A 22,261-nucleotide genomic window follows, 5' to 3' on the forward strand; every position below is an offset into this window, starting at 1 on the left:
ATATAAGAATTAATAAATACGATGTAAAGAAGAAATGGCAGGGGCGGAGAGATTCGAACTCCCAACCGTCGGTTTTGGAGACCGCTGTTCTACCAATTGGAACTACGCCCCTGCAATGACGACGAATTATAGAGAAGTTTCGCTAAAGGTAAAGAGAAAAATCACACATTTAGTTTAACTGCTTTTTAAATAAACAAAACGGCGAATTAGCATGCTAATTCGCCGTTTTTTATCACTTTAATTTACAAAACTAAATGCAGGGTAAATTATTCCCACTCAATGGTTGCCGGTGGCTTACCAGAAATATCGTAAACAACGCGTGAAATACCATCAATTTCGTTAATGATACGGTTAGAAACCACACCCAAAAACTCATACGGCAAATGTGACCAACGCGCCGTCATAAAGTCGATAGTTTCAACACAACGAAGTGAAACAACCCAATCGTATTTACGTGCATCACCCATAACCCCTACCGATTTAACCGGTAAGAACACAGTAAACGCTTGGCTTACTTTATGGTAAAGCTCGGCTTTGTGTAGCTCTTCAATGAAAATAGCATCTGCACGGCGAAGTAAATCACAGTACTCTTTTTTAATTTCACCAAGTACACGTACACCTAAACCAGGGCCCGGGAATGGGTGGCGGTAAAGCATGTCGTACGGTAAACCCAGCTCTAAACCAATTTTACGTACTTCATCTTTAAATAACTCACGAAGTGGCTCAACTAGACCCATTTTCATGTCATCTGGTAATCCGCCCACATTGTGGTGAGATTTAATAACGTGTGCTTTACCTGTAGCAGATGCTGCAGACTCAATGACGTCTGGGTAAATGGTACCTTGACCTAACCATTTAGCGTTCTTAAGTTTTTTAGCTTGCTCATCAAATACATTAATGAACGTGTGGCCAATAGCTTTACGCTTATCTTCTGGATCTGACTTACCGGCAAGGTCAGCTAAAAATTGATCTTCAGCATCAACCTTAACAATGTTTAAACCAAACTTGTTGCCAAACATGTCCATTACTTGCTGACCTTCGTTTAAACGAAGTAAACCGTTATCAACAAATACACATGTTAATCTATCACCAATGGCACGATGAATAAGCATAGCTACAACCGATGAATCAACACCGCCTGATAAGCCTAAGATAACTTCGTCGTCGCCAACGGTTTCTTTAATGCGCTCAATGGCATCATCAATAATTTTTGCTGGAGTCCACAGTTTTTCACAACCACAAATATCAATAGCAAAGCGCTCTAATAAACGCTGCCCTTGATGAGTGTGCGTTACTTCTGGGTGAAACTGTACGCCGTAAAAACGTTTTTCTTCGTTAGACATAGCAGCATGCGGACACGTTGGTGTTTTAGCTGTAGTGCTAAAGCTTGCTGGTACTTCCATTACTTTATCGCCGTGGCTCATCCATACGTCTAAAACGCCATTGCCGCCATCGGTAATATGATCTTCAATTGCATCAAACAATGCACAGTTGCCTACCTTTTCAACTTGCGCATAACCAAACTCTTTTTTATCAGAGCTGTGAACACTTCCACCAAGCTGAGTAGCCATTGTTTGCATGCCATAACAAATGCCTAATACAGGAACGCCTGCATTAAACACATACTCAGGAGCGCGCGGGCTGTTTTCAAGTGTGGTTGACTCTGGGCCACCAGAAAGAATAATACCTTGTGGGTTAAACTCGCGAATTTGCTCTTCAGTCACATCCCATGCCCACAGCTCACAGTAAACACCAATTTCGCGTATACGGCGAGCGATTAGTTGAGTGTATTGTGAACCAAAGTCTAAAATGAGAATTCGTGAATCGTGAATATCTTTGCTCATGGAGTATCTCGTAAAGTAGATGCTAAATTCCACTAATTTGCTTAGTGGCTATTAAAGAGGGCTGGTAAAAGCCAGCCCCGTAATTTCAAGTCGTTGTTTAACCTAAGCGGTAATTTGGTGCTTCTTTGGTAATTTGCACATCATGAACATGCGACTCACCCATACCTGCAGATGTAACACGCACAAACTGAGGCTTAGTGTTTAGCTCTTCAATTGTTGCACAACCCGTTAAGCCCATTGCGCTGCGAAGGCCACCTACCTGCTGGTGAATAATAGTCGCTATTGGCCCTTTATACGCTACGCGGCCTTCAATACCTTCAGGGACTAACTTGTCAGCTTCGTTTGATTTTTGGAAGTAGCGATCTGATGAACCTTCTTTTTGATCCATCGCGCCTAAGCTGCCCATACCACGGTATGATTTGTAGTAACGGCCTTGATATAGTTCTACTTCGCCTGGCGCTTCTTCGGTACCTGCGAGCATTGAGCCCACCATTACACACGATGCACCCGCAACAAGCGCTTTCACAATGTCGCCTGAAAAACGAATACCACCATCGGCAATTACTGGAATGTCGCGACCTTTTAAGCCATCAACTGCATCTGAAATAGCCGTGATTTGTGGAACACCACAACCGGTAACAATACGAGTTGTACAAATAGAACCAGGGCCGATCCCTACTTTTACTGCATCAACGCCTGCATCAGCAAGCGCTATTGCTCCCTCTGCAGTTGCAACGTTACCCGCTACAATTTGAAGATCTGGATAAGCCTGACGAGTTGCAGATACACGGTCAATAACACCTTGAGAGTGGCCATGAGAAGTATCGATAAGTAGAACATCAACACCCGCTTCAACTAATGCAGCAATACGCTCATCAGTACCCGCACCAACGCCTACCGCAGCACCTACACGTAAACGACCTAACTCGTCTTTACATGCATGTGGTTTATCTTGCGCTTTTTGGTAATCTTTTACGGTGATCATGCCTTTAAGTTTAAACGCATCATCAACAACTAAAATCTTCTCAATGCGGTGTTCGTGCATTAAACCTAAAATTTCTTCGCGAGCTGCGCCTTCCTTAACGGTAACTAGCTTTTCTTTTTTAGTCATAACAGTCGAAATTGGCTGTTCAAGTTTTGTCTCAAAACGCATATCACGGCTTGTAACAATACCTACTAAAGTGTTTTCTGGGTCGGTAACTGGAAAGCCTGAGAACCCTTTTTCTTCAGCAAGGTCCATAGCATCTGCAATTGTTAAATCAGCAGTCACTGTTACAGGGTAAGACACAATACCCGCTTCGTAGGTTTTAACTTTACGTACGTTTTTCGCTTGTTCTTCAATAGTCATGTTTTTATGAATAAAACCAAGACCACCTTCTTGCGCAAGGGCAATAGCTAAACGAGCTTCTGTAACAGTATCCATAGATGCTGAAATAAGCGGCAAGTTAAGTTTGATACCACGCGTTAAGCGAGTTGAAATATTTGCCGTGTGTGGCAAAACAGTAGAATGACCTGGTACTAAAAGTACGTCATCAAAGGTAAGAGCTTCTTTAGCAATTCTAAGCATTTTGGCAACTTCTCACATGTGGATCTAAGATAAGGAATTGCGGTCAAATTTTAACAGCGTTATAGGCATTCGTAAATAATATTTCGCAAATATTTATGATAAACTTCCCTTATAACTTGCCTCATAAATAGTTTTAGGTTGTTTTTTATGTTTTCAAAGCCTTCGCAAACGGTTTATACCGTCTCGCGCCTTAATAGAGAGATCAGAACAGTACTAGAGCAAGGCTTTGCTTCATTAGTGCTTACCGGTGAAATTTCTAATTTTATTGCGCCAGCTTCTGGGCATTGGTATTTTTCGTTAAAAGATGACAAAGCACAAATTAAAGCGGCTATGTGGCGAGGTAATAACCGAAGCCAAAGTTACCGCCCAGAAAACGGCGCACAAGTAACAGTAAAAGCTCGCGTGTCACTTTATGAGCCCCGCGGCGATTACCAGCTTATTGTTGAACATATGGAACCGGCAGGCGAAGGCCAACTCAAGCAAGAGTTTGATGCGCTAAAAATGCGTCTTGCTGCTGAAGGACTGTTTAGCTCTGCATACAAAAAACCACTGCCGCAAAATATAAACCGTATTGGTGTAATCACCTCTGCAACGGGCGCAGCTATAAAAGATATATTAACCGTACTTAAACGCCGCGCACCGCAATTAGAAGTCATTATTTACCCAGCCATGGTGCAAGGTAAAGAAGCCCACATACATTTGATTAACCAAATAGAGTTAGCCAATACACGCAACGAAGTAGACATACTTATTTTAGGGCGCGGCGGTGGTTCACTTGAAGATCTTTGGTGTTTTAATCACGAACAACTCGCCCGCGCTATTCATAACAGTGATTTACCTATTATAAGTGCCGTAGGCCATGAAATAGACACCACAATCAGTGATTATGTTGCCGATATGCGGGCCCCTACCCCCTCTGCGGCGGCTGAGCTTGTAAGTCCTAACACGCAAGAGTTGCATAGCAAAGTAACCCAGCTTATTAACCGCTTAAATAATGCATTTAAACATAGCATTGCAGATAAGCGTGCACTCGCAACCCAATTGCAACATCGTTTAAATCTATGCCACCCGCGCAATCAGCTAAATCAAAAAGCGCAGCGATTAGATGAGTTAAGTATTGCCTTACAACAAGCTATGCAAAACCGGTTGTACCAACAAGAGCGCACGCTTAATAATTTAACGCCACGTTTAATGCGTCAATCTCCCGACAAAAAGCTAGCGCAAGCTTCTCATCAGCTGTCGCAGTTACAAGCAAGATTAAACCAAGCTATACAACAACAATTACAACAAGCCAATAATAGCCTGGCATTACAAGCAAGTAAGCTAGATTCGGTAAGCCCGCTTAATGTTTTAGCACGCGGTTATAGCATCACTAAAACACAACAAGGGAAGGTGGTTAAATCTGTGGGTCAAATTAAAGCCGGTGATGTTTTAGTTACAGAGCTGGTCGATGGCTCTGTAAAGTCAACAGCGCTTTAAAGCTCTGTTGCCATTAGTAACGTTAGTTCGGTGTCGCTTGAAGTAGAGGTTGTTCTTTTAAATTGCAACCAAAGCTTTTGCTTCATTAACTTATCGTTTAGCTCTCGCCATTGGGTATGATCGAATGAATCGTTATCCGTTGGCGCTGCAAGTTTAAATTTACAAACCGATGTTTTACATTCTGCGCTGACAATATCAGGTATCGATGCTAAATCTGCGGTAAGTAAAAAATCCTGTAATGCGGTTTCAGTTTGATAAGCCCACTCTTCATCACGTTGTTGTTCATCAAACTGTGCCTGTAAAGCGGCTTGCACATCATTTGGAGCTCGCAACTGCTTGACCACACTTTCCATTACCGATTTTTGCTGAGCTAATTGCAGCTTAAGCTGTGTAACTTGCTCTTCTAGGGGAAGCTCTTCTAGGGGAAGCTCATCAAGGGGTTGTGGATCTGGTTTAGGGGAAATATCTTTTTGCTCTAAGCGAGCACTTTGCTCAGGCGCAGCTGGTACAACACGCTTTGCTGTTGCTTCACTTATTTTAGCTGGCTGAACAAGAGGGGTCTGCTGCTTTGTATCAGCATGCTGTACCTTTGCGGGAGTTGAGTCACTTGAAAATAAATTAAAGTAGCTCCAAGTTAAACCCACACCAGCAATAAACCCAACTCCAAGTGTTAAAACGTTATTTTTGTTCATATTAATTCCTTTTAAGTTTTATTTTTATTCTATGTCACAGCATAGCGCTGGTATGCGATTCGTTTTCTGGCTCTGGTGTAGCTAAAAAGTTTTGGTTCATACTTTGCGCCGGACACGGACAATCCGGTCTGCCAATAATTTTAGCTGGTACGCCTACAGCGGTGGTATGTGGCGGTACCGCAGTTAAAACCACCGACCCTGCACCAATACGTGCGCCCTCACCCACTTCAATATTACCCAGCACTTTTGCTCCTGCGCCAATTAACACACCCGCTCTAATCTTAGGATGACGATCACCTTGCTCATTACCTGTACCACCAAGCGTAACCGATTGCAGTATTGATACGTTATCTTCAATGACTGCAGTTTCACCAATAACAATACCCGTTGCGTGGTCAAACATTATGCCTTTACCAACCTGACACGCAGGGTGAATATCTACGCCAAACACCTCAGAGGTACGGCTTTGAATAAAACGCGCCAGTTCTTTACGGTTTTGTTGCCATAGGCAATTAGCTAAACGGTGAGCCTGAATAGCATGAAACCCTTTTAAATTTAAAATAACAGTCAGGTAGGTTTCTGCGGCTGGGTCTCTATCTTTTACAGCTTTAATGTCTTCTGCGACAAAAGACAGCATGCGATCGCATTTTACAAATGATTGATCGAATAATTCACGAATAGTAAATGCAGATACAACAGCATCGGCCAATTTGTTAGCAACAATAAAGCTTAACGCCGAACCTAAACACTCATGGTTCAAAATACATGAATACACATGACTTGCTAAAAGTGGTTCGCGAGTGACGACTTCATTTGCTTCACTTCGAAGCTGTTGCCAAATTTCATGACGCATAATACTGAACTGCCTTAAATTGATAAAAAAAGAGCCTTTTGCTAAGTCTAACGGATTTAAAGCTCAAGGTGTTAACGCCTTAGTTATTTGTTCTGGTTATTAGGTATAACAAAGCACATTTAACAACTAAGTATTTAAAATTTAGTCAACCACGGTTAAATCGGCTGCACATACTAAATTTTTACCCGCAGTTTTTGCTTTGTATAATAAGTCATCGGCTTCTTTAACCATATTTCGTATTTTATAACTGTTACAAGGAATAACACTTGCCAGCCCAACACTAACAGTAAGTGTTTTACTTGGTAATGACAGCTCATTACAAATATTAAGCTGCTTCAACTGCTCTACAATAGCATTAATAATTATTGTTGCTTGTTCAGCGTTTGTGTTGCCATAAACAAGTACAAACTCCTCCCCGCCAAAACGTGCGCAAATATCACTGGGTCTTTTTGTATATTGCTTAAGGACTGCCGCAACTTGTTTTAAACACTCATCACCTTGTTGATGACCATAAGTGTCGTTAAGTAGCTTAAAGTCATCTAAATCAATTAATGCCAATGAAAGAGGCATGTTTAAACGCTTACACCTATTCCATTCTTGCTCTAAAAAGCTATCAAAATAACCACGATTAAATATATCGGTTAGCCCATCAATATTTGCCAGTTTCTGGACTTCTTCTTCAGCGAGCTTTCGCTCTGTAATATTTTGATGCGTAATTACATAATAAAAATCAGTACTGTACTTAAATGGTACTACGCGCATCATAAACCAGCGTTTTTCATCATCACTATGGCATGGGTATTCTAAATAAAACGCTTCTTGCTCTGCATTAATAACAGCATTAATTCCCTTCAATGCCCTTTCGCCTATTTCGTCACCATTGTCTGCTGCTTTTTTACAGGTAAATAAATAATTTTCTTTTTCCCAAGCACCGCATGAGCAGTCATTTTCTTCACCAAAGTTTTGCCATCCTTTATTTATAAAAACCATTTCTCCTTCTTTATTAATTACAACAACCTGCTCTGGCATAGTGTCCAAAACTAAATTTAAAAATAATTTATCATCTAGCACGCTTACCTTCAGACTTATAAGAATAATTGTCTGAAAGTATATGTACTTAGCGTTTTTTTGACAAAAATAAATGCGTACTTTTCTTTAAATTTATTATTTACCCAATCAAAGAATAAAAATGATACGACAGCAACACTCATTTTAAACCTGAACGAAAATTAAATAAAACACATTAAAATCAGTAGTTAAACACACATGACATACACAGTGTCATATGCCAAACTGCTCACTGGCATATTCATGACGGCGTAAAAAATAATAATAAACGCTAAATTAGCATCATCAACTCAACAAGGATAACGATGATGAAAAACGACATATTAAATACTAAAAAACTCGGCTATAAATTTTATTTTCAAGATGGCGACAATCAAATAGCCTGTTTTGGAAGTTACTTTACTGGTAAAGAAGAGGTGTACATAAATGATGATTTATTTAGTAAAAGGCGCAATGTAAATTGCACAAGCACCCACTCTTTTGATTTTGAAAACTCACAGTACCAAGTAAAGTTTGACATGCTCAACATACTCACAGGGCGAATGGAATGCACACTTTATAAAGATACAAAAGTCGTTGCCAAACAAATTCAATGCAGTCTTCCTGACGATCCTAAAAAGGCTTTCTTTTTTATTGCTGGTTGCGCATTAGGCGGTGCAGTGTTTGGCTATGTAACTGCAACCATTGTTGAACTATTTGTAGGGAAGCTTTAACGTGCAATTAAATGCTACAACTGTTAAATCACTCAGAGGCCAGTTAAATTGGACTCAGCAGCAACTTGCTGACGCCTGCGATGTTAGTTTAAGAACAATTCAACGGGTAGAGAAAGAAGGTGCAGCATCAAAAGAAACAACAATGGCTTTATGTGCTGTATTGGAAGTACGCCAAGGTGAATTAATTAAACTTGAAGATAACACTAACTCTTGCGATGTTAGTCCAGTTTTAAACACGCGTAATATAACCTCAATTTTAGCACTATCGTCAGTAGTCAGCTTTATATTGGGGATGATCACTGTATTTTTTATAATGAGTTGAGGCGCTAAAAAATGTCAAAACGTAAAGAAAAAGAATTACGAGGCCATATCACATTAATAGCCATAATAAGCGCAGTAATAATTTTAGGGTTAGGGATAAACGTTGGCTCAATGCTATAAAAAAGCCCCAAACGTGGGGCTTTTAATTATCTACAAGTCGTTTTGTTTAAGGTTTATTTAAAAACACTGTCAACTTTCACTACTTCAATATTGTTAGCTGGAATAGCTAATGCGTAATCGGCAATAACTTTATCTTCTGCAACAAGCGCTGCTGGTTTTTCTGTGTTGTAAACCATTGGCGATGTTTGCTCTGACACTAAACGTTTTTTCATGTCTTCACCGTCACCGGTAATAAACACGTACTGCACGTTATCGGTTTGCAGATTATCTTTAATCACGCGATTCACATCAGCAAGCGTTAGCTTTTCAAGTTTACTTGTTACGTATTTTACAAACGATTCTGTGTTATAAAATTCGCTATCAAGTGCATAACCTAACTGGCGGTTTTGACTTGCTACAAGCTGCGGCACGTAGTTAATTAAAAAGTTACGTGTTGCCTCAAAATCTTTTTCGGTTAAGCCGTTTTTAATAAGCTTATCCAGCTCAAATAATGCGGTACGCGTTGCAAAGTGCGCGTCGTTGTTAGAGCGAAGTGGGCGCAACCATACTTGGAATATTTGCTCAGAACGCCCTAAATTTGCATCAGGCTTAGTTTGAAACATACCACGTGGGAAGTATTCAATATATGCGTAATCGCCGTAGTTCATACCGCGCGTTTGACGAATTCGTTCATATAAGTATGAGTTAGAACTACGATGCTCACCAAAGTACGAACGCACAAGCCAAAGGGCAGTCCAATCTTCGCTGCTGCGAATAGTATCAATCGGGAAGCCAAACGATACTGCCGTCGATTGCGCTGATTTTTCTACAATCGTTGCATGATGGCCTTTAAGCTCTGGCGCATCAGGAATACTTAAACGGCTTTGCTCGCCTTTAGGTAAGGTTGCTAAATCGCTCATAATATTTGCTTTAAGCGCGTTTGGCACGGCGCCAATTAAACCCAGTGTTAGTTTAGATTGAGTAAGCTCTGAATTGTAAAATGCTTTTACATCATCAAGCGTTAATGCTTCTAAATCAGAAATATCACCGTAGTTGTAGCTTTCGTATGGGTGGCCTTTGTAAAGCGTGCTGTAGAGTACTTCTTTACCTAGCTCTTCATCGTTAGATGCTTTTAATCCTGACTTAATACCGTCGATCATTTCTTTTTTAAGGCGTTTAAAGTCATCGTCTCTAAAGCCTGGGTTAAGTAATTGTTCGCTTACAAGTGCATACCAAGTTTCAGCGTTATCTTTATGAATACGCCCTTGGAACGACAGCATTTCTTTGTCAATCTGGTAACCAAAACTACCTGCAAGCGGATAAAGCGCTTTTTGAATTTCTTTGTAGCTGGTGCTTTGCGACCCACCTTGAGCAAGCATTGCGGCGGTAAGCGCAGCTACACCTTTTTTACCTTGAGGATCAGCAGCTGCCCCTGTATTAAATAAAAAGTTTACATCAATCAGCGGCGAGCTATTGGTTTTATCAAGCACTTTAAATACAGGTGCCTCTGGGGCTTGTTCAAGTTTTGCAACTACTGCACTTAAACTCGCCTCTTCTGCAAACCCCGGTGCTTTATCAAGTGCCGACATAGTTACAGTAGTACGCGTGTTATCTACAAAGTATTTATTAGCAACCGCTTTAATATCTTCTGCTGTGATGTTGTCGGCTGATTTATAAAGCTGGTTAATAACCTCAGGATCGCGTTCAAAATGCATGTAACTTGCAAGCGTTGATGCAATTGCTTGCGAAGAATCTAAACCATTAATAAAGCCATATTTAAGGTTAGACTTTAAGTCACTTAATTTTTGTGCATCGACCAATTCTGTTCTGGCTTTTGCATAAGTGCGGTTAATTGCATCACGCGCTTTTGCTAAATCATCAGCGTTTTCTACTTTTACAAATACATGCAGTAAGCCTGGATCTTTGGTTTCTGGATTATAAGTAAACATTTGACTCGCTATTTGTTTATCAACAACGAGCTCTTGATATAAATCTGAGTTACTTGAAAAATAAAGCTGCGAGATTAAATCAAGTGCAGCTCTGTCTTTTTTAGCGGGTTCCCACGCAGCACCCTTATACGATACCAATAGCCAATGCCCCGGCAAGGCTTTATTCTGTTCATGCAAATATTTAGGAGCTTGCTGTTTTGGCTCAGCTTTAATATCGGCAACGTAATTGCCTTTTTCCCAACCACCCCAGTGTTTTTTAACCATTGCCATTGTGGCTTTTGGGTCAACATCACCCACAATAACTAGCGATACATATTCTGGCTTATAAAACTTATCAAAAAACTCTTTACCGTAAGCCATTTGGTCTGGCATGGCTTCTATGTCTTCAAAAAAGCCCATTGTGGTGTGTTTGTAAGTATGCTTTTCAAAAGCCTCTGCACGCACAGCACTTAACAACTTACGAATTGGACTGGCGTTATTTTTTAAGTACTCACCTTTTACCGTCAATGCTTCGGTTCTAAATTGCTCTTCGGTATAGGTTAAGTTTTGGAAAATATCAGCTTCAATCTCAAGTACTTTATCAAGGTGCTGCTTTGAAAAGTTTAAATGGTAGTTAGTGTAATCGTTGGTAGTGTATGCACGGTTATCAACCCCTGCATTTTTGAATATGGCGGTGTATTCGTCTTGCGGAAATTTTTTAGAGCCTTTAAATACCATATGTTCAAAAAAATGAGCAAAACCAGTTTTGCCTGCCTCTACTTCATTACGCGAGCCAACAGAAACGGGGATTTGCAACGAAACGACATCAGGGTAATCCGTTTTTACAACCATTACACGTAAGCCATTCTCAAGCTCTTCAATTAAGTAATCTTGTGAAAAAACACGGTCGTCAGTTTTTTTTATTTGTTCTTGTTTTGCTGCTTGTGTTGTTTCATTTTTTTGCATTGCACAGCCAGTTAAAGCGAGTGATACCGCAAGGCTTGTTGCTAATAATTTAAATTTCATAATTGTCCTTTAGTAAATTGAGCAAAGTTGTTGTCAAAATATTTACAATTTCAATACTAATTATGCCCCAAAGCCAATGAATATAAGAGCCCTCAGTCGCTTTATTATGTAAACAACTGTGTCATGCACTTAATTTAGGAACTCCTTTGTATGAATAATCCTCACGTTGCTTGAAAAACTTTCACTTAAAAAATCTATCTAGACGTCTAAATGGCTGCTATATTAAATCTATCAACCATTGAGCTGGAATGAGGATTATGGCTTTATCACTTCAAGAGAAAATTGAGGACACTAATCAAGGTGTTTATCTTATTGGCACAACGCCACCCAAAATAGGCACTGATAAAGCGCAGTTAAAAACCATTGCAGAAAAACTATTAGGCCGCTTACACGAAATTGAATACGACGGTGTTGTAATTTACGATATTCAAGATGAGAGTAGCCGTACTAATCAGGCTCGTCCGTTTCCATTTAAACAAACGGTTGATCCGCGTGAGTACAGTAAGTTGCTAAAAGACTTATCACGCCTAGATGTAATTACCTACAAAAGCGTAGCGCAACGCGGTGAGGCTGAATTTAAAGAGTGGCTAGATGAAACTAAAAACGAGTTTGATTTAAAAAATGTCGTTTTAGTGGGCAGCCCATCGTCGGAAGGTGATATTAAACTAAGCCTACCTGACGCTTATAAAACATTAGCTGAGCAAAGTGATGACTTCTTTTTAGGAGGCGTAACCATTGCAGAGCGACATGCAAGCAAGCGCAATGAACACGAGCGCTTAATAGAAAAAACAACACAAGGTTGCCAATTTTTTATATCGCAAGCGGTTTATAATGCTCAAGCTACTATTGATTTAATAACAAGTTACGCGCGTACTTGCAAAGCACAAGGCGTTGCACCAAAACGTATTATACTAACGTTTACGCCGTGTGGCGGAGAAAAAACCTTAGAGTTCATGCAATGGCTAGGGATTTCTGTTCCTGAGGCGACCAAATGGCGCATGCTTGACGCCGACAACACCTTGAGTGAATCGGTGCGTATTTGCCGCGAAAATCTCGATTCAATTTTAAAAAGCTGTGCACACCTAGACGTGCCACTGGGTTTAAACATTGAAAGCTTAACAAACCGTAAAGAAGAAATTGACGCATCAATTAACCTATACCGTTTATTAAAAGCAACTATGGAGCTCAACCTAGCTGAGAAACAAATAGCGTAAAGTTAAACTAATTTACACCCTTCTTGGCAAGCTAATGCTTGCCTTTTTTATCTCACCAGCTTACTTAGTAAACAACTCAAAAAAATTAAATACACACCCACTTTGCTATTACTTCAAACATACTTTCAACCTTAATGGGCTTTGAAATATAGCCATTCATACCGCAGTCTTGCGCCTTTAATAAATCGGTTTCTCTTGTATTAGCAGTCATTGCAATGATGGGTAAATTTTTAAACTTTGCTTGTTTTTTTATTTCTATGGCTGCCGTATAACCATCCATTCTAGGCATTTGGCAGTCCATTAACACACCATCGTAAGTTTTATGTTTTAGCGCATCTAATGCCTCAAGGCCATCGTTAGCAATATCAACAATCAAGCCATTTTTACGCAGTATTTGTGTTGCTACTTGTTGATTGAGCGGGTTATCTTCAACCAATAAAATATGAATGCCTTGCAGTTTTTGTAGTGTGTTTTGTGTATTTAAGCTCTCTTGCGATTCTGGTTTTTTCAGTGTTTTTATATGCATAATTTGTAAAAGCACGTTATGCAAAGTACTTTTAATTATTGGTTTTATAAGTATTTTATAAGTGTTATTACCAAACCCTAGTAGGCTTTCGTTTAGCGCTTTATTTTCACAAGGCGCTATTACAATTAGCTTTTTTGCATTTAATTTAAGCTTATTGCGCAAAGACTGCGCAGCACTATCATGATTTAAATTTAACGTTCGCCAATCTATAAATATAAAATCGTAATCATGTAGCATACCTAGCCGGTCTAATACTTGGTTGATGTTATTTACAGTGTCAAATTTTACTTCAAAACCTAAAAGCAGCGTTTGTAATGATGTTAACTGACTATCTGAACTCTCAATAACAAGTGCTCGCTTGGCTCTAATATGTGAAATGTCAAACTCATTTTGCTTAGTCGAATAATTTAGTGGAATAGTAAAACTAAAGCAGCTCCCCTTATTTAATTTGCTGTTTACTGTAATATCGCCCTGCATTAGTTCGACCAATGTTTTGCTTATTACCAAACCAAGCCCCGTTCCACCAAACTTTCGGGTTGTCGATACGTCAGCCTGAGTAAAAGGTTTAAATAGTGAGTCAACTTGTGCTTGGGTCATCCCAATGCCGTTATCTGAAATAGAAAAAGCAACACTGCAATAACTATCTACTTTCTGAACTAGTTTTACAGCTAATATAACCTTACCCCGTGTTGAAAATTTAAGTGCATTATTTAACAGATTTAATAGTACTTGGTTGAGTCTTAATGCATCACCAATAAAAAAGTCAGGCAGTAAGGGGTCAATATCAAACACCACTTCAATTTTTCTTTGTGATGCTAGCGTGCTAATAATATTTACAAGATTTTCTAGGAAGGTATTAAAATTGAATTCTTTTTGTTCTAGCTCTATTTTACCCGCTTCAACCTTTGAAAAGTCTAAAATATCGTTGATGATCCCTAATAAAGACTCTGCCGAATAATGAATTTTTTCAACATAGTCGCGCTGTTTTTCCGAAAGCTCAGTATCTAAAGCCAAATAAGCCATGCCTATTATGGCATTCATCGGGGTGCGAATCTCATGGCTCATGTTTGCTAAAAAGTCTGATTTAGCCTCATTCGCAGCTTCTGCATCTTGTTTAGCCAGTTCAAGGTCGTGAGTTCTGTTAGCAACCTCCTGCTCCAAATTTTCAGCCGCACCTTTGAGTACCTTATTGGCTTCGTAAAGCTGTAACGATTTGGCTTCAAGTAGTTTTTCAGCTTCTTTTCGTGCCAAACGCTCTCGTTCTAATCTGCGCTGTAAAAGAGCTACATCCATATTTAACCGACCAGAGTTAAGTTAAATGTAGCAACTTGATGATCGTCACTGATATCGCTGCGTATGCTGATATTTTCCTTAAAATGCTCGGCTGCACCTTCTATTAACCCCTCAGCGAGCACTGCAAAGGGATTACTCGAATGGTAAACCATCTGCATTTGAGTATCACTTAATCGCTTGGTTTGAAAACTAGGTAACTCAACGTCGGTGTACAATTTTTCAACTTCTACATGTACGTGCCTATCTATGGTATCTAAAAAATCAAACGTGGTAGTGAGATTTTCAAAAAACTGTGGATAGTAAACCAAGAAGCGCGTTAACAGATATTTTCCGTACTCTTTAACCAGTACATCTACTGGAACATCGACGATGTTGCTCAACGAAGTCACTAATTTTAAAAGCTCTTGCTTGTTATAGTTACCAACGCTGGTGTAAATCCCATTGGAATCCAGTTCGTTTTGTACAATAATTTGATCGGCAACGGCAGGTGAAAATGTGCTTTCGACCATTTCTAAAAATTCAGTAAAAATAATACCTTTCATCGCTCTACCAACCTATTAGTCGTAGATTAAGTATAGATTTAAACTGTAATAATGCACATTTGTAAGAAGAAAAAACACTTACAAAGTATTGCTATTTAAAGGGGGGGGATTTATTTAGCCGCTTTATGTAAAAGAGACCATTAAAATAAGCGCAGCGGATGTGTATAAAATTGCTAAATACTATTTAAAACTCATTTTTTATCACTAAATGGGGCATTAACTGCCCCATGCTATTGGCTATTATTTTCGTCGTCTGCTTGGTGCCCTTTTACCTGTAATACGCTTTTTGTCACGATCTTTACGCGCTTTATTGGTGTTTTTTCGGTTATCTTTAGGGGCTTTGTTTAAGTCAGGCTCGTAACCTTCTAACCATTGTGGTGCTAAACGCGTATCAAGCAGTACTTCAATTTCTTCAAGTAACCATTGCTCGTCAATACTAACTAATGACATAGCAAGCCCTTGCTCGCCTGCGCGACCCGTACGGCCTATGCGGTGGACATAATCTTCAGCTATGTATGGCAATTCAAAGTTAATTACGTATTTAAGGGCTGGAATATCTAAACCACGGGCAGCTACATCGGTGGCAACTAATACGCGAGTAGTACCTTCTTTAAAGTTTTGTAGTGCACGGTCGCGCGCGCCTTGCGATTTATCGCCATGAATGGATTCGGTTTTTAAACCGTCTTTACACATTTCTTTGGCAAGCTTATCGGCCATTTGTTTGGTGCGCGTAAATATAAGTACTTGGCGCCAATTTTTCATGCCGATCATATGCGATACAAGTTCGCGCTTACGGTCTTCATCAACTGCGTAAATAATTTGTTCTACTTCAACGGCAGCCGAGTTACGTTTATCAACTTCAATCAGCTCGGGGTTTTTAAGTAGCTTTTTACTTAGCTCAAACACGCTGTCATCGAATGTGGCTGAAAACAATAAGGTTTGGCGATCGCCTGGAATGTGGCGCAAAATACGTTTTATTTCATCAATAAAGCCCATGTCGAGCATGCGGTCGGCTTCATCAAATACTAATGAATCAACACTAGAAAGCACCACACTGCCTTTAACTATATGATCGAGCAAGCGACCTGGTGTTGCTACTATCACTTGCGCCGTTTTCAGTGCTTTAATTTGCGGGCCAATACTTGCGCCGCCATACGCTAAAGCGCCCTGAATGTTAGTGCCTTGTGCGTACTTTTCAAAGCTGGCAAACACTTGCTGAGCAAGCTCACGCGTAGGCGTTAAAATGACCACTCGAGCAATGCCTGGCTCATCCTTTTTAGGTGTATTTAAAAGCTTATGTAGTAGTGGCAATACAAAGGCGGCTGTTTTACCTGTGCCAGTTTGCGCGCTGCCCATTACATCGTTGCCCGCGAGAATTGGCGGAATAGTTTTAATCTGAATTGCGGTTGGCGTAGTGTAATTATTTTGCTCAATCGCTGTTAATAATAACGGGTCGAGATTAAGTGATGAAAATGATGTAGCAGACATAGGCTTAGCTTTAAAATAACAAAGAGCGCCATTATACCTGAGCTTTAGCAATAAAAAAGGCGCTATCAATAGCGCCTTTTTTAAATGCTGATTTTAAACCGGTTTTAAGGTCGCTTTTCGCTCATTATAAAATGCGATTAAGTCATCAACCGTTGCTTGGCAGTATTCACGAATACCCGACACCACCATGTGCTTTTCACCAAAACCAACTTTTTCGCCGTTTTCTAATAGGTTAAAGCGCAGAGTAATTTTGCCGCGTTTACCTGTATATTCAAAGCTTGGCTCTGCAAATTCAAGCGTTGGTGCTTTAATCTCAATGTTATCAAGATTAATAATCATCGATTCGTAAATAACCATAGGGCGCGCTGGGTTAATCATTACATCTTGCTTACCCATTAGCGGAATAATGACATGCGGGAAAGCTGCACCAGAAAACTCAACATAGTTTTTTATTAAGCTATTAGTAAGTGTTGGGCATTTGCTGGTTTTACCTTCGCGCTTTACCTTTAAAATTACTTTATCGCCGTTGGTTACATCAAACTCATCATCCCCTTGTGGAAAGTTAAGTTTGGTATTTTCGTCAACCATGCCAGCAAAGGTAAATTCCATTCGCTCACTTATACCGTAGCGGTCTAACACTAAAGAAAAAAGTAAGTCTCCTGGCGCGCAAAACTTTTTGGCATCTTTGTCATGAAGTGGATTGTAATCATCTGCAACGCACTTTGCGAAACGACACCCTTGCTCACGAGAGATAGAAACATAATCAGCGTGCTGCTGAAAGTAAGGACTTAACATAGTTTGTTCACTGCTTAAACTGCTTATAACTTACCCATACTACCAGAAAAAATTTAAAGAGAGGTCGAATCACTTACAAAATGATACAACTTACTTTTGTTTTTGTTTTGCTTGCTTTTGTTTTTATTGATAATTTGCTCTTAAGCCAACAATAACTAAGGGATTAATCATTATGCTGCGTATTTTTGCTGTAACCTGTGTGCTAACTGCTCTAACAGGGTGTTCTGGCGTTACTTACCATACCAATATAAACAACGATGTTTTAGGCGATGAAATTGGTACTTATGTAAATAAAAGAGACCTTCACCAATTTTATAGTGACCAACAAGCCCACGAAAGTGGTGCTTCATTATTAGGTCGAATTGAAGGCGAGAGCTGTCATGGAGATGGCCGAGGTACAAACAGTAACGTTAGTTACAATCGCGCTAAATCAAGTGCCATTGATTCACTTAAAGCGGATGCAATGCGCAGAGGCGGTAATGCCTTTACTATTAATTCTTGTAGAGAAACTCCTCAATCTTATTGCGACATTTCGGTTACTTGTACGGGTCAAGCTTACGACTTGAAATAAATGCAGTAATACCAGAACTAATTAACACTGGCTCCCTAAAACAAAAAAGCCGAGCTTATTTAATAAGCTCGGCTTTTTAAAAAGTATGACTAAAGATTATGCGCTTGGGTATGTGCGGTACGCACGCTCAATATTTTTAGCTTGTTTTTTAGAAATACCTAAATGAGCAAGTGCTACACGTAAACGCGCACGTGATAGGTCAGAGCCTAAAATTTCCATTGCATCAAGTACCGACGTCGATGACGTTTTACCCGTGATTGCTACAAATATTGGCTCTAAAAAGTCTTTAATTTTAAGCTCGTGGAATGTGGCAACCTCTTTTGCAATGGCAAAAATAGCTGGCTTATCAAAACTACGTAAGCCTTCTAATTGCCATACAAAAAATTGTAGCGCTTGGCGTATTACATTTTCGTCGGCTTTGCCCGCCGTTAACAGTGCTGGGTCGTAAGTTGGAATACCACCTACAAAATGACCTGCTAAATCAACCATATCCGACAGCGTATTAATACGCGTTTTAGCTTCTGGTAATACTTTAGCTAGCATTTCGCCATTAAACTTCCAATCAACAAAGCGCTGCACAAGCTCTTCGTCAGTCAAGTTTTCGCGGATCCACGTCCCGTTTAACCAGCTTAACTTATCTACGTCAAATACTGGGCCACCAAGCGATACACGCTTCATGTCAAAGTGTTCAATCATTTCATCAAGTGTGAACTTTTCTCGCTCGTCTGGCATTGACCAGCCCATGCGGCCTAAGTAGTTAAGTACCGCTTCTGGTAAGTAACCCATTTCTTTGTAGTAATTGATACTTGTAGGGTTTTTACGCTTAGAAAGCTTTGACTTATCTGGGTTACGTAATAATGGCAGGTGCCCAAGTACTGGCGCTTCCCAACCAAAATCCTCGTAAAGCTTTAATAGTTTAGGTGCTGAGTTAATCCACTCTTCACCACGGAAAATATGGCTAATTTGCATGTGGTGATCGTCTACCACATTTGCTAAGAAATACGTTGGGAAGCCATCGGCTTTTAATAGCACTTGCATGTCTACGTTTTCCCACGGGATCTCAATTTCGTCGCGTAGGTAGTCGTTGAACTTAAAGGTCCCTTCGCTTGGAATTTTCATACGGATAACGTAAGGCTTACCTGCAGCTAGGTTAGCTTTAATTTCGTCTTCTGTGTGGTTTAAACCACGACCGTCGTATTTAGGACGCAGACCCTCAGCCATTTGCTCTTCGCGCATTTGGTCAAGCTCTTCGCTTGTTGCAAAACAGTAAAATGCTTTGCCTTGCTCAACTAGTTGGTGCGCGTATTTTTTATATAAATCGCTACGTTCAGACTGACGGTACGGGCCAAATTCACCGCCTACATCAGGGCCATGATCCCACTCAAGACCTAACCAACGTAGGCTATCCATTATCGCTTGTTCCGACTCAGGTGTGCTTCGTACTTGGTCTGTATCTTCGATACGAAGAACAAATTCGCCGCCTTGCTGCTTAGCAAAACAGTAGTTAAATAATGCAATATAAGCGGTGCCAAGATGCGGGTCACCAGTAGGTGACGGGGCAACACGAGTACGGATTGTCATGATAATGTCTCTTTAAATAAGTGAGATAAAAATTAAATGAATCGTTTAAGCAGCTACTTTATTTAAGTACGCAATAATATCGTTAGATTCGTAAAGCCATTGAGTTTGGCCATTTTGCTCTATACGTAAACAAGGCACTTTTATTTTGCCACCTTGTTCTAGTAGCTCTTGACGATATTGCTCATTGTCTTTTGCATCGCGTGTTTCTATGTTTAAGCCTTCGCGCTTAATAGCACGACGTACTTTCACACAAAACGGGCATGCTTTAAATTGATAAAGTTTAAAATGAGAGGTTTGTAGATCAAGCTTGGCTTGCTCTTCGCTTGCACGCTTTTTACTACGAGGAGTAAATATAAAATTAAAGAATAAAATTATACAACCTAAAAACCAACGAACGAATTTCATGCTTAATACTCTGACTACAACAATTTAAGGAGCCAGATTTTAGCACAAATTTACAATCAAAAAAGCTCAATACTATTGAGAAATCCTGACTTCTTTGCTGAGCGTAAGTTCGTGACATGATGTCACCTTATTCCGTCCTGTTTTTTTTGAGTGATATAACGCCATGTCGGCTTGGTTTACTATGCTTGAAACGGTATCAGCGCTTTGTAGCTCTAAAAAGCCAATGCTAATTGTTAACTGCTGTATGTGCTCAAAATCATGACTGGCTACTCGCTGTCGTAAACGAGTGAGTGCATTAAGTGCATCCGTATTTGTTTGCGACTGAAACACTATTGCAAACTCTTCCCCTCCGTATCTAAAAGCATAATCTTCAATTCTAAAATTATTTTTTATGAGTTTAGCAACTTGTGCAATTACACCGTCGCCAACTACATGGCCAAATGTATCGTTAACATTTTTAAATAAATCAATGTCAACAATGGCTAAATACCAACAGCGTTTTGTATCTGCTTGCTCTCGGGGTAATAAAAAACCATTACCGGTGACTATTTCCATTACTTTTTTGTCAAAGGTTTGCCGATTTAAAAGCCCCGTTAAAGGATCAAGCCGCGACTTATGCAAAATCCATAATTGATTCGCATACACATTTAAAATGTACATCGCTAATGCACTTATTCTATCGGTTATTAACTGCTTGGTTTTAATTATTAAAACACCCAGAATAGTATCGCTATGATTAACCGGGATGTATGTTGTTACATCATCAGTCGTATGAACAACCCTTGTTTTACTAGGTGTTGCTTTATTAAGTATTAATTGGGCTTGATTGGGCTCTAGGTATGTTAAGTTGCTGTGTGTGTTTATCAGTATTGGTGGGGCTTGCAAGGTAACGTGCTTGTTTATGTAAATCGCAAAATTATCGACGCTTAGTAAGTCACCTAGCACGTCTATTAAAGCCGAATCTAAATGGCTTTCGTCTTCCTGACAAGTGAGTTCGACTACCCACTCGTGGCCACATGAATTGGCTTGCATTGCCACACCCAATTTGAATAATTTTTAACCATTGTAGACGTAATCTATAACTTTACTAAATAATTAGACAGTTAATTAAAATACATGCTTTTTAGCTAAGCATTAAAGTAGTACCAAATCATCCCTATGCAATACTTCTGCCCCAGCGTCATAACTAAGTAACTGTGCAATATTTTTTGAATGTGCGCCTTTAATTTTATTAACCTCCGAGCGACTAAAGCGGGTTAAACCACGCGCAATTACTTGGTTATTTGTATCAATCAAATCTATTAAATCACCACGCTCAAAATCCCCAAAGGCACAAGTGACTCCTTTGGCCAATAAACTTGCCCCATTATTTTGCAGCGCACTAATAGCGCCTGTGTCTATTGCTATTTGCCCATTACTTTTAGGCCCGGCTAATAACCATTTTTTGCGACCATCTTTAGGCGCTGTTAACTTTAAAAAGCGAGTACCCGGTAATTGCTCGCTCATGCATTTTAAAATAACATTGCTGCCAGCGCCTTTGGCAATAATGACTTCAACGCCTGCACGCCTTGCTATATCAGCCGCTTGCAGCTTTGTTGCCATACCGCCAGTGCCTAAGCTTGTACCGCTGCCACCAGCAAGTTGACGCAGTTCATCGTTTATGTGAGTTACTTCGTCAATAAGCTTTGCATCGGCATTGGTGCGCGGATCGCTGGTAAACAAGCCGTCTTGATCGGTAAGTAATAGTAATTTGTCTGCATTAGCTAATATAGCCACCAAGGCCGATAGGTTATCGTTATCACCCACTTTTATTTCGCTTGTCGCCACCGCATCGTTTTCATTTATAATAGGCACCACGTTGTAACTAAGTAAGGCCGTTAATGTATCGCGTGCGTTTAAGTATCGCTCTCTGTCATCAACATCAGCGCGTGTTAGCAGCATTTGCCCTACGTTTACACCATACAAGGCAAATAAACTTTGCCATATATGAATAAGTTGGCCCTGCCCAATGGCGGCTAACATTTGTTTATCCACTAAGCTCGTACCACAGGATTTTAATAGTTGCTCACGGCCTGCAGCTACGGCGCCGCTCGATACCATAACAACCTGATGCCCCTGCTTTTTAAGCTCGCAGCATTGGCGAACTAACTCAACCATATGAGCTTTATCTAGTTTATCGGTGCCACCAGTTAGTACGCTTGTACCTAACTTTACAACTATTATCTGTTCCCTTTGCATTGTTTTTAGCTATTAAAA

Annotated in this window: 19 protein-coding genes and 1 tRNA gene; 5 read left to right on the forward strand and 15 right to left on the reverse strand. The window is 40.0% G+C overall.

Going from position 1 to position 22,261, the window contains the following annotated elements; all coding sequences use genetic code 11:
• Positions 1 to 35 precede the first annotated feature (35 nt).
• The 3 genes from R0J88_RS08320 to guaB form a co-directional block, all read right to left on the reverse strand.
• Positions 36 to 112 (reverse strand) — tRNA-Trp (locus R0J88_RS08320).
• 154 nt (positions 113 to 266) lie between these two features.
• Positions 267 to 1,844: a glutamine-hydrolyzing GMP synthase gene (gene guaA / locus R0J88_RS08325; RefSeq protein ID WP_039036494.1), complete on the reverse strand. Its 1,578-nt coding sequence runs from the start codon at positions 1,842 to 1,844 to the stop codon at positions 267 to 269.
• A gap of 97 nt (positions 1,845 to 1,941) precedes the next feature.
• Entirely contained in the window at positions 1,942 to 3,411 is a 1,470-nt protein-coding gene (gene guaB / locus R0J88_RS08330) for an IMP dehydrogenase (protein ID WP_008130378.1), read from the reverse strand.
• Between the two features lie 147 nt (positions 3,412 to 3,558).
• Here guaB and xseA point away from each other — a divergent pair, with 147 nt between their 5' ends.
• Complete coding sequence (xseA, locus tag R0J88_RS08335; RefSeq protein ID WP_410899647.1) at positions 3,559 to 4,890, forward strand: exodeoxyribonuclease VII large subunit; 1,332 nt, start codon at positions 3,559 to 3,561, stop codon at positions 4,888 to 4,890.
• On the opposite strand, the gene R0J88_RS08340 is transcribed toward xseA, so the two are convergent.
• The 3 genes from R0J88_RS08340 to R0J88_RS08350 all read right to left on the reverse strand — a co-directional run bounded on the left by R0J88_RS08340 (position 4,887) and on the right by R0J88_RS08350 (position 7,506).
• Positions 4,887 to 5,582, reverse strand: a complete 696-nt coding sequence (locus R0J88_RS08340; RefSeq protein ID WP_410899648.1) for a hypothetical protein — start codon at positions 5,580 to 5,582, stop codon at positions 4,887 to 4,889. The two genes, xseA and R0J88_RS08340, sit on opposite strands and share 4 nt — an antisense overlap.
• Before the next feature lie 34 nt (positions 5,583 to 5,616).
• Positions 5,617 to 6,435 carry a serine O-acetyltransferase gene (gene cysE, locus R0J88_RS08345; RefSeq protein WP_138527736.1) on the reverse strand — a complete coding sequence of 273 codons (819 nt, stop codon included), beginning with the start codon at positions 6,433 to 6,435 and terminating at the stop codon, positions 5,617 to 5,619.
• A gap of 141 nt (positions 6,436 to 6,576) precedes the next feature.
• Positions 6,577 to 7,506: a diguanylate cyclase gene (locus tag R0J88_RS08350; RefSeq protein WP_410899649.1), complete on the reverse strand. Its 930-nt coding sequence runs from the start codon at positions 7,504 to 7,506 to the stop codon at positions 6,577 to 6,579.
• Positions 7,507 to 7,808: 302 nt separating this feature from the next.
• On the opposite strand from R0J88_RS08350, the gene R0J88_RS08355 reads away from it, so the two are divergent.
• Both R0J88_RS08355 and R0J88_RS08360 read left to right on the forward strand, forming a co-directional pair.
• On the forward strand, positions 7,809 to 8,216 hold the full coding sequence (locus tag R0J88_RS08355; protein ID WP_410899650.1) for a hypothetical protein: 408 nt from the start codon (positions 7,809 to 7,811) through the stop codon (positions 8,214 to 8,216).
• A gap of 1 nt (position 8,217) precedes the next feature.
• Positions 8,218 to 8,538, forward strand: coding sequence for a helix-turn-helix transcriptional regulator (locus R0J88_RS08360; protein ID WP_410899651.1), 321 nt, complete (start codon positions 8,218 to 8,220; stop codon positions 8,536 to 8,538).
• A 172-nt stretch (positions 8,539 to 8,710) separates the two neighbouring features.
• Here the strand turns inward: R0J88_RS08360 and R0J88_RS08365 are convergent, their stop codons facing one another.
• The gene (locus tag R0J88_RS08365) at positions 8,711 to 11,590 is read right to left on the reverse strand and encodes a M16 family metallopeptidase (protein ID WP_410899652.1); all 2,880 of its coding nucleotides are present in this window, start codon (positions 11,588 to 11,590) and stop codon (positions 8,711 to 8,713) included.
• A 257-nt stretch (positions 11,591 to 11,847) separates the two neighbouring features.
• Here R0J88_RS08365 and R0J88_RS08370 point away from each other — a divergent pair, with 257 nt between their 5' ends.
• Positions 11,848 to 12,804, forward strand: coding sequence for a methylenetetrahydrofolate reductase (locus R0J88_RS08370; protein WP_006791916.1), 957 nt, complete (start codon positions 11,848 to 11,850; stop codon positions 12,802 to 12,804).
• 85 nt (positions 12,805 to 12,889) lie between these two features.
• Here R0J88_RS08370 and R0J88_RS08375 read toward each other — a convergent pair whose 3' ends face one another.
• From R0J88_RS08375 to R0J88_RS08390, 4 genes are all read right to left on the reverse strand, one after another.
• Positions 12,890 to 14,623 carry a response regulator gene (locus R0J88_RS08375; protein ID WP_203984574.1) on the reverse strand — a complete coding sequence of 578 codons (1,734 nt, stop codon included), beginning with the start codon at positions 14,621 to 14,623 and terminating at the stop codon, positions 12,890 to 12,892.
• Between the two features lie 2 nt (positions 14,624 to 14,625).
• The gene (locus R0J88_RS08380; protein WP_010555805.1) at positions 14,626 to 15,165 is read right to left on the reverse strand and encodes a heme NO-binding domain-containing protein; all 540 of its coding nucleotides are present in this window, start codon (positions 15,163 to 15,165) and stop codon (positions 14,626 to 14,628) included.
• Between the two features lie 240 nt (positions 15,166 to 15,405).
• Entirely contained in the window at positions 15,406 to 16,653 is a 1,248-nt protein-coding gene (locus R0J88_RS08385) for a DEAD/DEAH box helicase (protein WP_410899653.1), read from the reverse strand.
• Between the two features lie 93 nt (positions 16,654 to 16,746).
• Positions 16,747 to 17,448: a DUF3581 domain-containing protein gene (locus R0J88_RS08390; protein WP_008130402.1), complete on the reverse strand. Its 702-nt coding sequence runs from the start codon at positions 17,446 to 17,448 to the stop codon at positions 16,747 to 16,749.
• 172 nt (positions 17,449 to 17,620) lie between these two features.
• Between R0J88_RS08390 and R0J88_RS08395 the strand changes: the two genes are divergently transcribed.
• A complete protein-coding gene (locus R0J88_RS08395; protein ID WP_410899654.1) occupies positions 17,621 to 18,019 on the forward strand; it encodes a hypothetical protein in 399 nt (132 codons plus the stop codon).
• A 96-nt stretch (positions 18,020 to 18,115) separates the two neighbouring features.
• Here the strand turns inward: R0J88_RS08395 and gltX are convergent, their stop codons facing one another.
• From gltX to proB, 4 genes are all read right to left on the reverse strand, one after another.
• Positions 18,116 to 19,600: a glutamate--tRNA ligase gene (gltX, locus tag R0J88_RS08400; RefSeq protein WP_008130406.1), complete on the reverse strand. Its 1,485-nt coding sequence runs from the start codon at positions 19,598 to 19,600 to the stop codon at positions 18,116 to 18,118.
• Positions 19,601 to 19,645: 45 nt separating this feature from the next.
• Positions 19,646 to 20,005, reverse strand: coding sequence for a glutaredoxin family protein (locus tag R0J88_RS08405; protein WP_006791909.1), 360 nt, complete (start codon positions 20,003 to 20,005; stop codon positions 19,646 to 19,648).
• A gap of 72 nt (positions 20,006 to 20,077) precedes the next feature.
• Positions 20,078 to 21,037 (reverse strand): GGDEF domain-containing protein, encoded by a 960-nt coding sequence (locus R0J88_RS08410; protein ID WP_006791908.1) that lies wholly within the window; start codon positions 21,035 to 21,037, stop codon positions 20,078 to 20,080.
• 102 nt (positions 21,038 to 21,139) lie between these two features.
• Complete coding sequence (proB, locus tag R0J88_RS08415) at positions 21,140 to 22,243, reverse strand: glutamate 5-kinase (protein WP_010555800.1); 1,104 nt, start codon at positions 22,241 to 22,243, stop codon at positions 21,140 to 21,142.
• Positions 22,244 to 22,261 lie beyond the last annotated feature (18 nt).

It is taken from the genome of Pseudoalteromonas sp. SIMBA_162, from assembly GCF_046535955.1.
In the GTDB taxonomy this organism is placed as follows: Bacteria; Pseudomonadota; Gammaproteobacteria; order Enterobacterales; family Alteromonadaceae; genus Pseudoalteromonas; species Pseudoalteromonas marina.

Bases quoted from the DNA above. Each gene is read 5' to 3' on its own strand.
- xseA (WP_410899647.1), top strand. From the start codon at position 3,559: ATGTTTTCAAAGCCTTCGCAAACGGTTTATACCGTCTCGCGCCTTAAT.
- R0J88_RS08365 (WP_410899652.1), bottom strand. From the start codon at position 11,590: ATGAAATTTAAATTATTAGCAACAAGCCTTGCGGTATCACTCGCTTTA.
- gltX (WP_008130406.1), bottom strand. From the start codon at position 19,600: ATGACAATCCGTACTCGTGTTGCCCCGTCACCTACTGGTGACCCGCAT.
- R0J88_RS08410 (WP_006791908.1), bottom strand. From the start codon at position 21,037: ATGCAAGCCAATTCATGTGGCCACGAGTGGGTAGTCGAACTCACTTGT.
- R0J88_RS08340 (WP_410899648.1), bottom strand. From the start codon at position 5,582: ATGAACAAAAATAACGTTTTAACACTTGGAGTTGGGTTTATTGCTGGT.
- guaB (WP_008130378.1), bottom strand. From the start codon at position 3,411: ATGCTTAGAATTGCTAAAGAAGCTCTTACCTTTGATGACGTACTTTTA.
- R0J88_RS08395 (WP_410899654.1), top strand. From the start codon at position 17,621: ATGCTGCGTATTTTTGCTGTAACCTGTGTGCTAACTGCTCTAACAGGG.
- R0J88_RS08385 (WP_410899653.1), bottom strand. From the start codon at position 16,653: ATGTCTGCTACATCATTTTCATCACTTAATCTCGACCCGTTATTATTA.
- guaA (WP_039036494.1), bottom strand. From the start codon at position 1,844: ATGAGCAAAGATATTCACGATTCACGAATTCTCATTTTAGACTTTGGT.
- R0J88_RS08355 (WP_410899650.1), top strand. From the start codon at position 7,809: ATGATGAAAAACGACATATTAAATACTAAAAAACTCGGCTATAAATTT.
- R0J88_RS08390 (WP_008130402.1), bottom strand. From the start codon at position 17,448: ATGTTAAGTCCTTACTTTCAGCAGCACGCTGATTATGTTTCTATCTCT.
- R0J88_RS08370 (WP_006791916.1), top strand. From the start codon at position 11,848: ATGGCTTTATCACTTCAAGAGAAAATTGAGGACACTAATCAAGGTGTT.
- R0J88_RS08405 (WP_006791909.1), bottom strand. From the start codon at position 20,005: ATGAAATTCGTTCGTTGGTTTTTAGGTTGTATAATTTTATTCTTTAAT.
- proB (WP_010555800.1), bottom strand. From the start codon at position 22,243: ATGCAAAGGGAACAGATAATAGTTGTAAAGTTAGGTACAAGCGTACTA.
- R0J88_RS08380 (WP_010555805.1), bottom strand. From the start codon at position 15,165: ATGAAAGGTATTATTTTTACTGAATTTTTAGAAATGGTCGAAAGCACA.
- R0J88_RS08375 (WP_203984574.1), bottom strand. From the start codon at position 14,623: ATGGATGTAGCTCTTTTACAGCGCAGATTAGAACGAGAGCGTTTGGCA.
- cysE (WP_138527736.1), bottom strand. From the start codon at position 6,435: ATGCGTCATGAAATTTGGCAACAGCTTCGAAGTGAAGCAAATGAAGTC.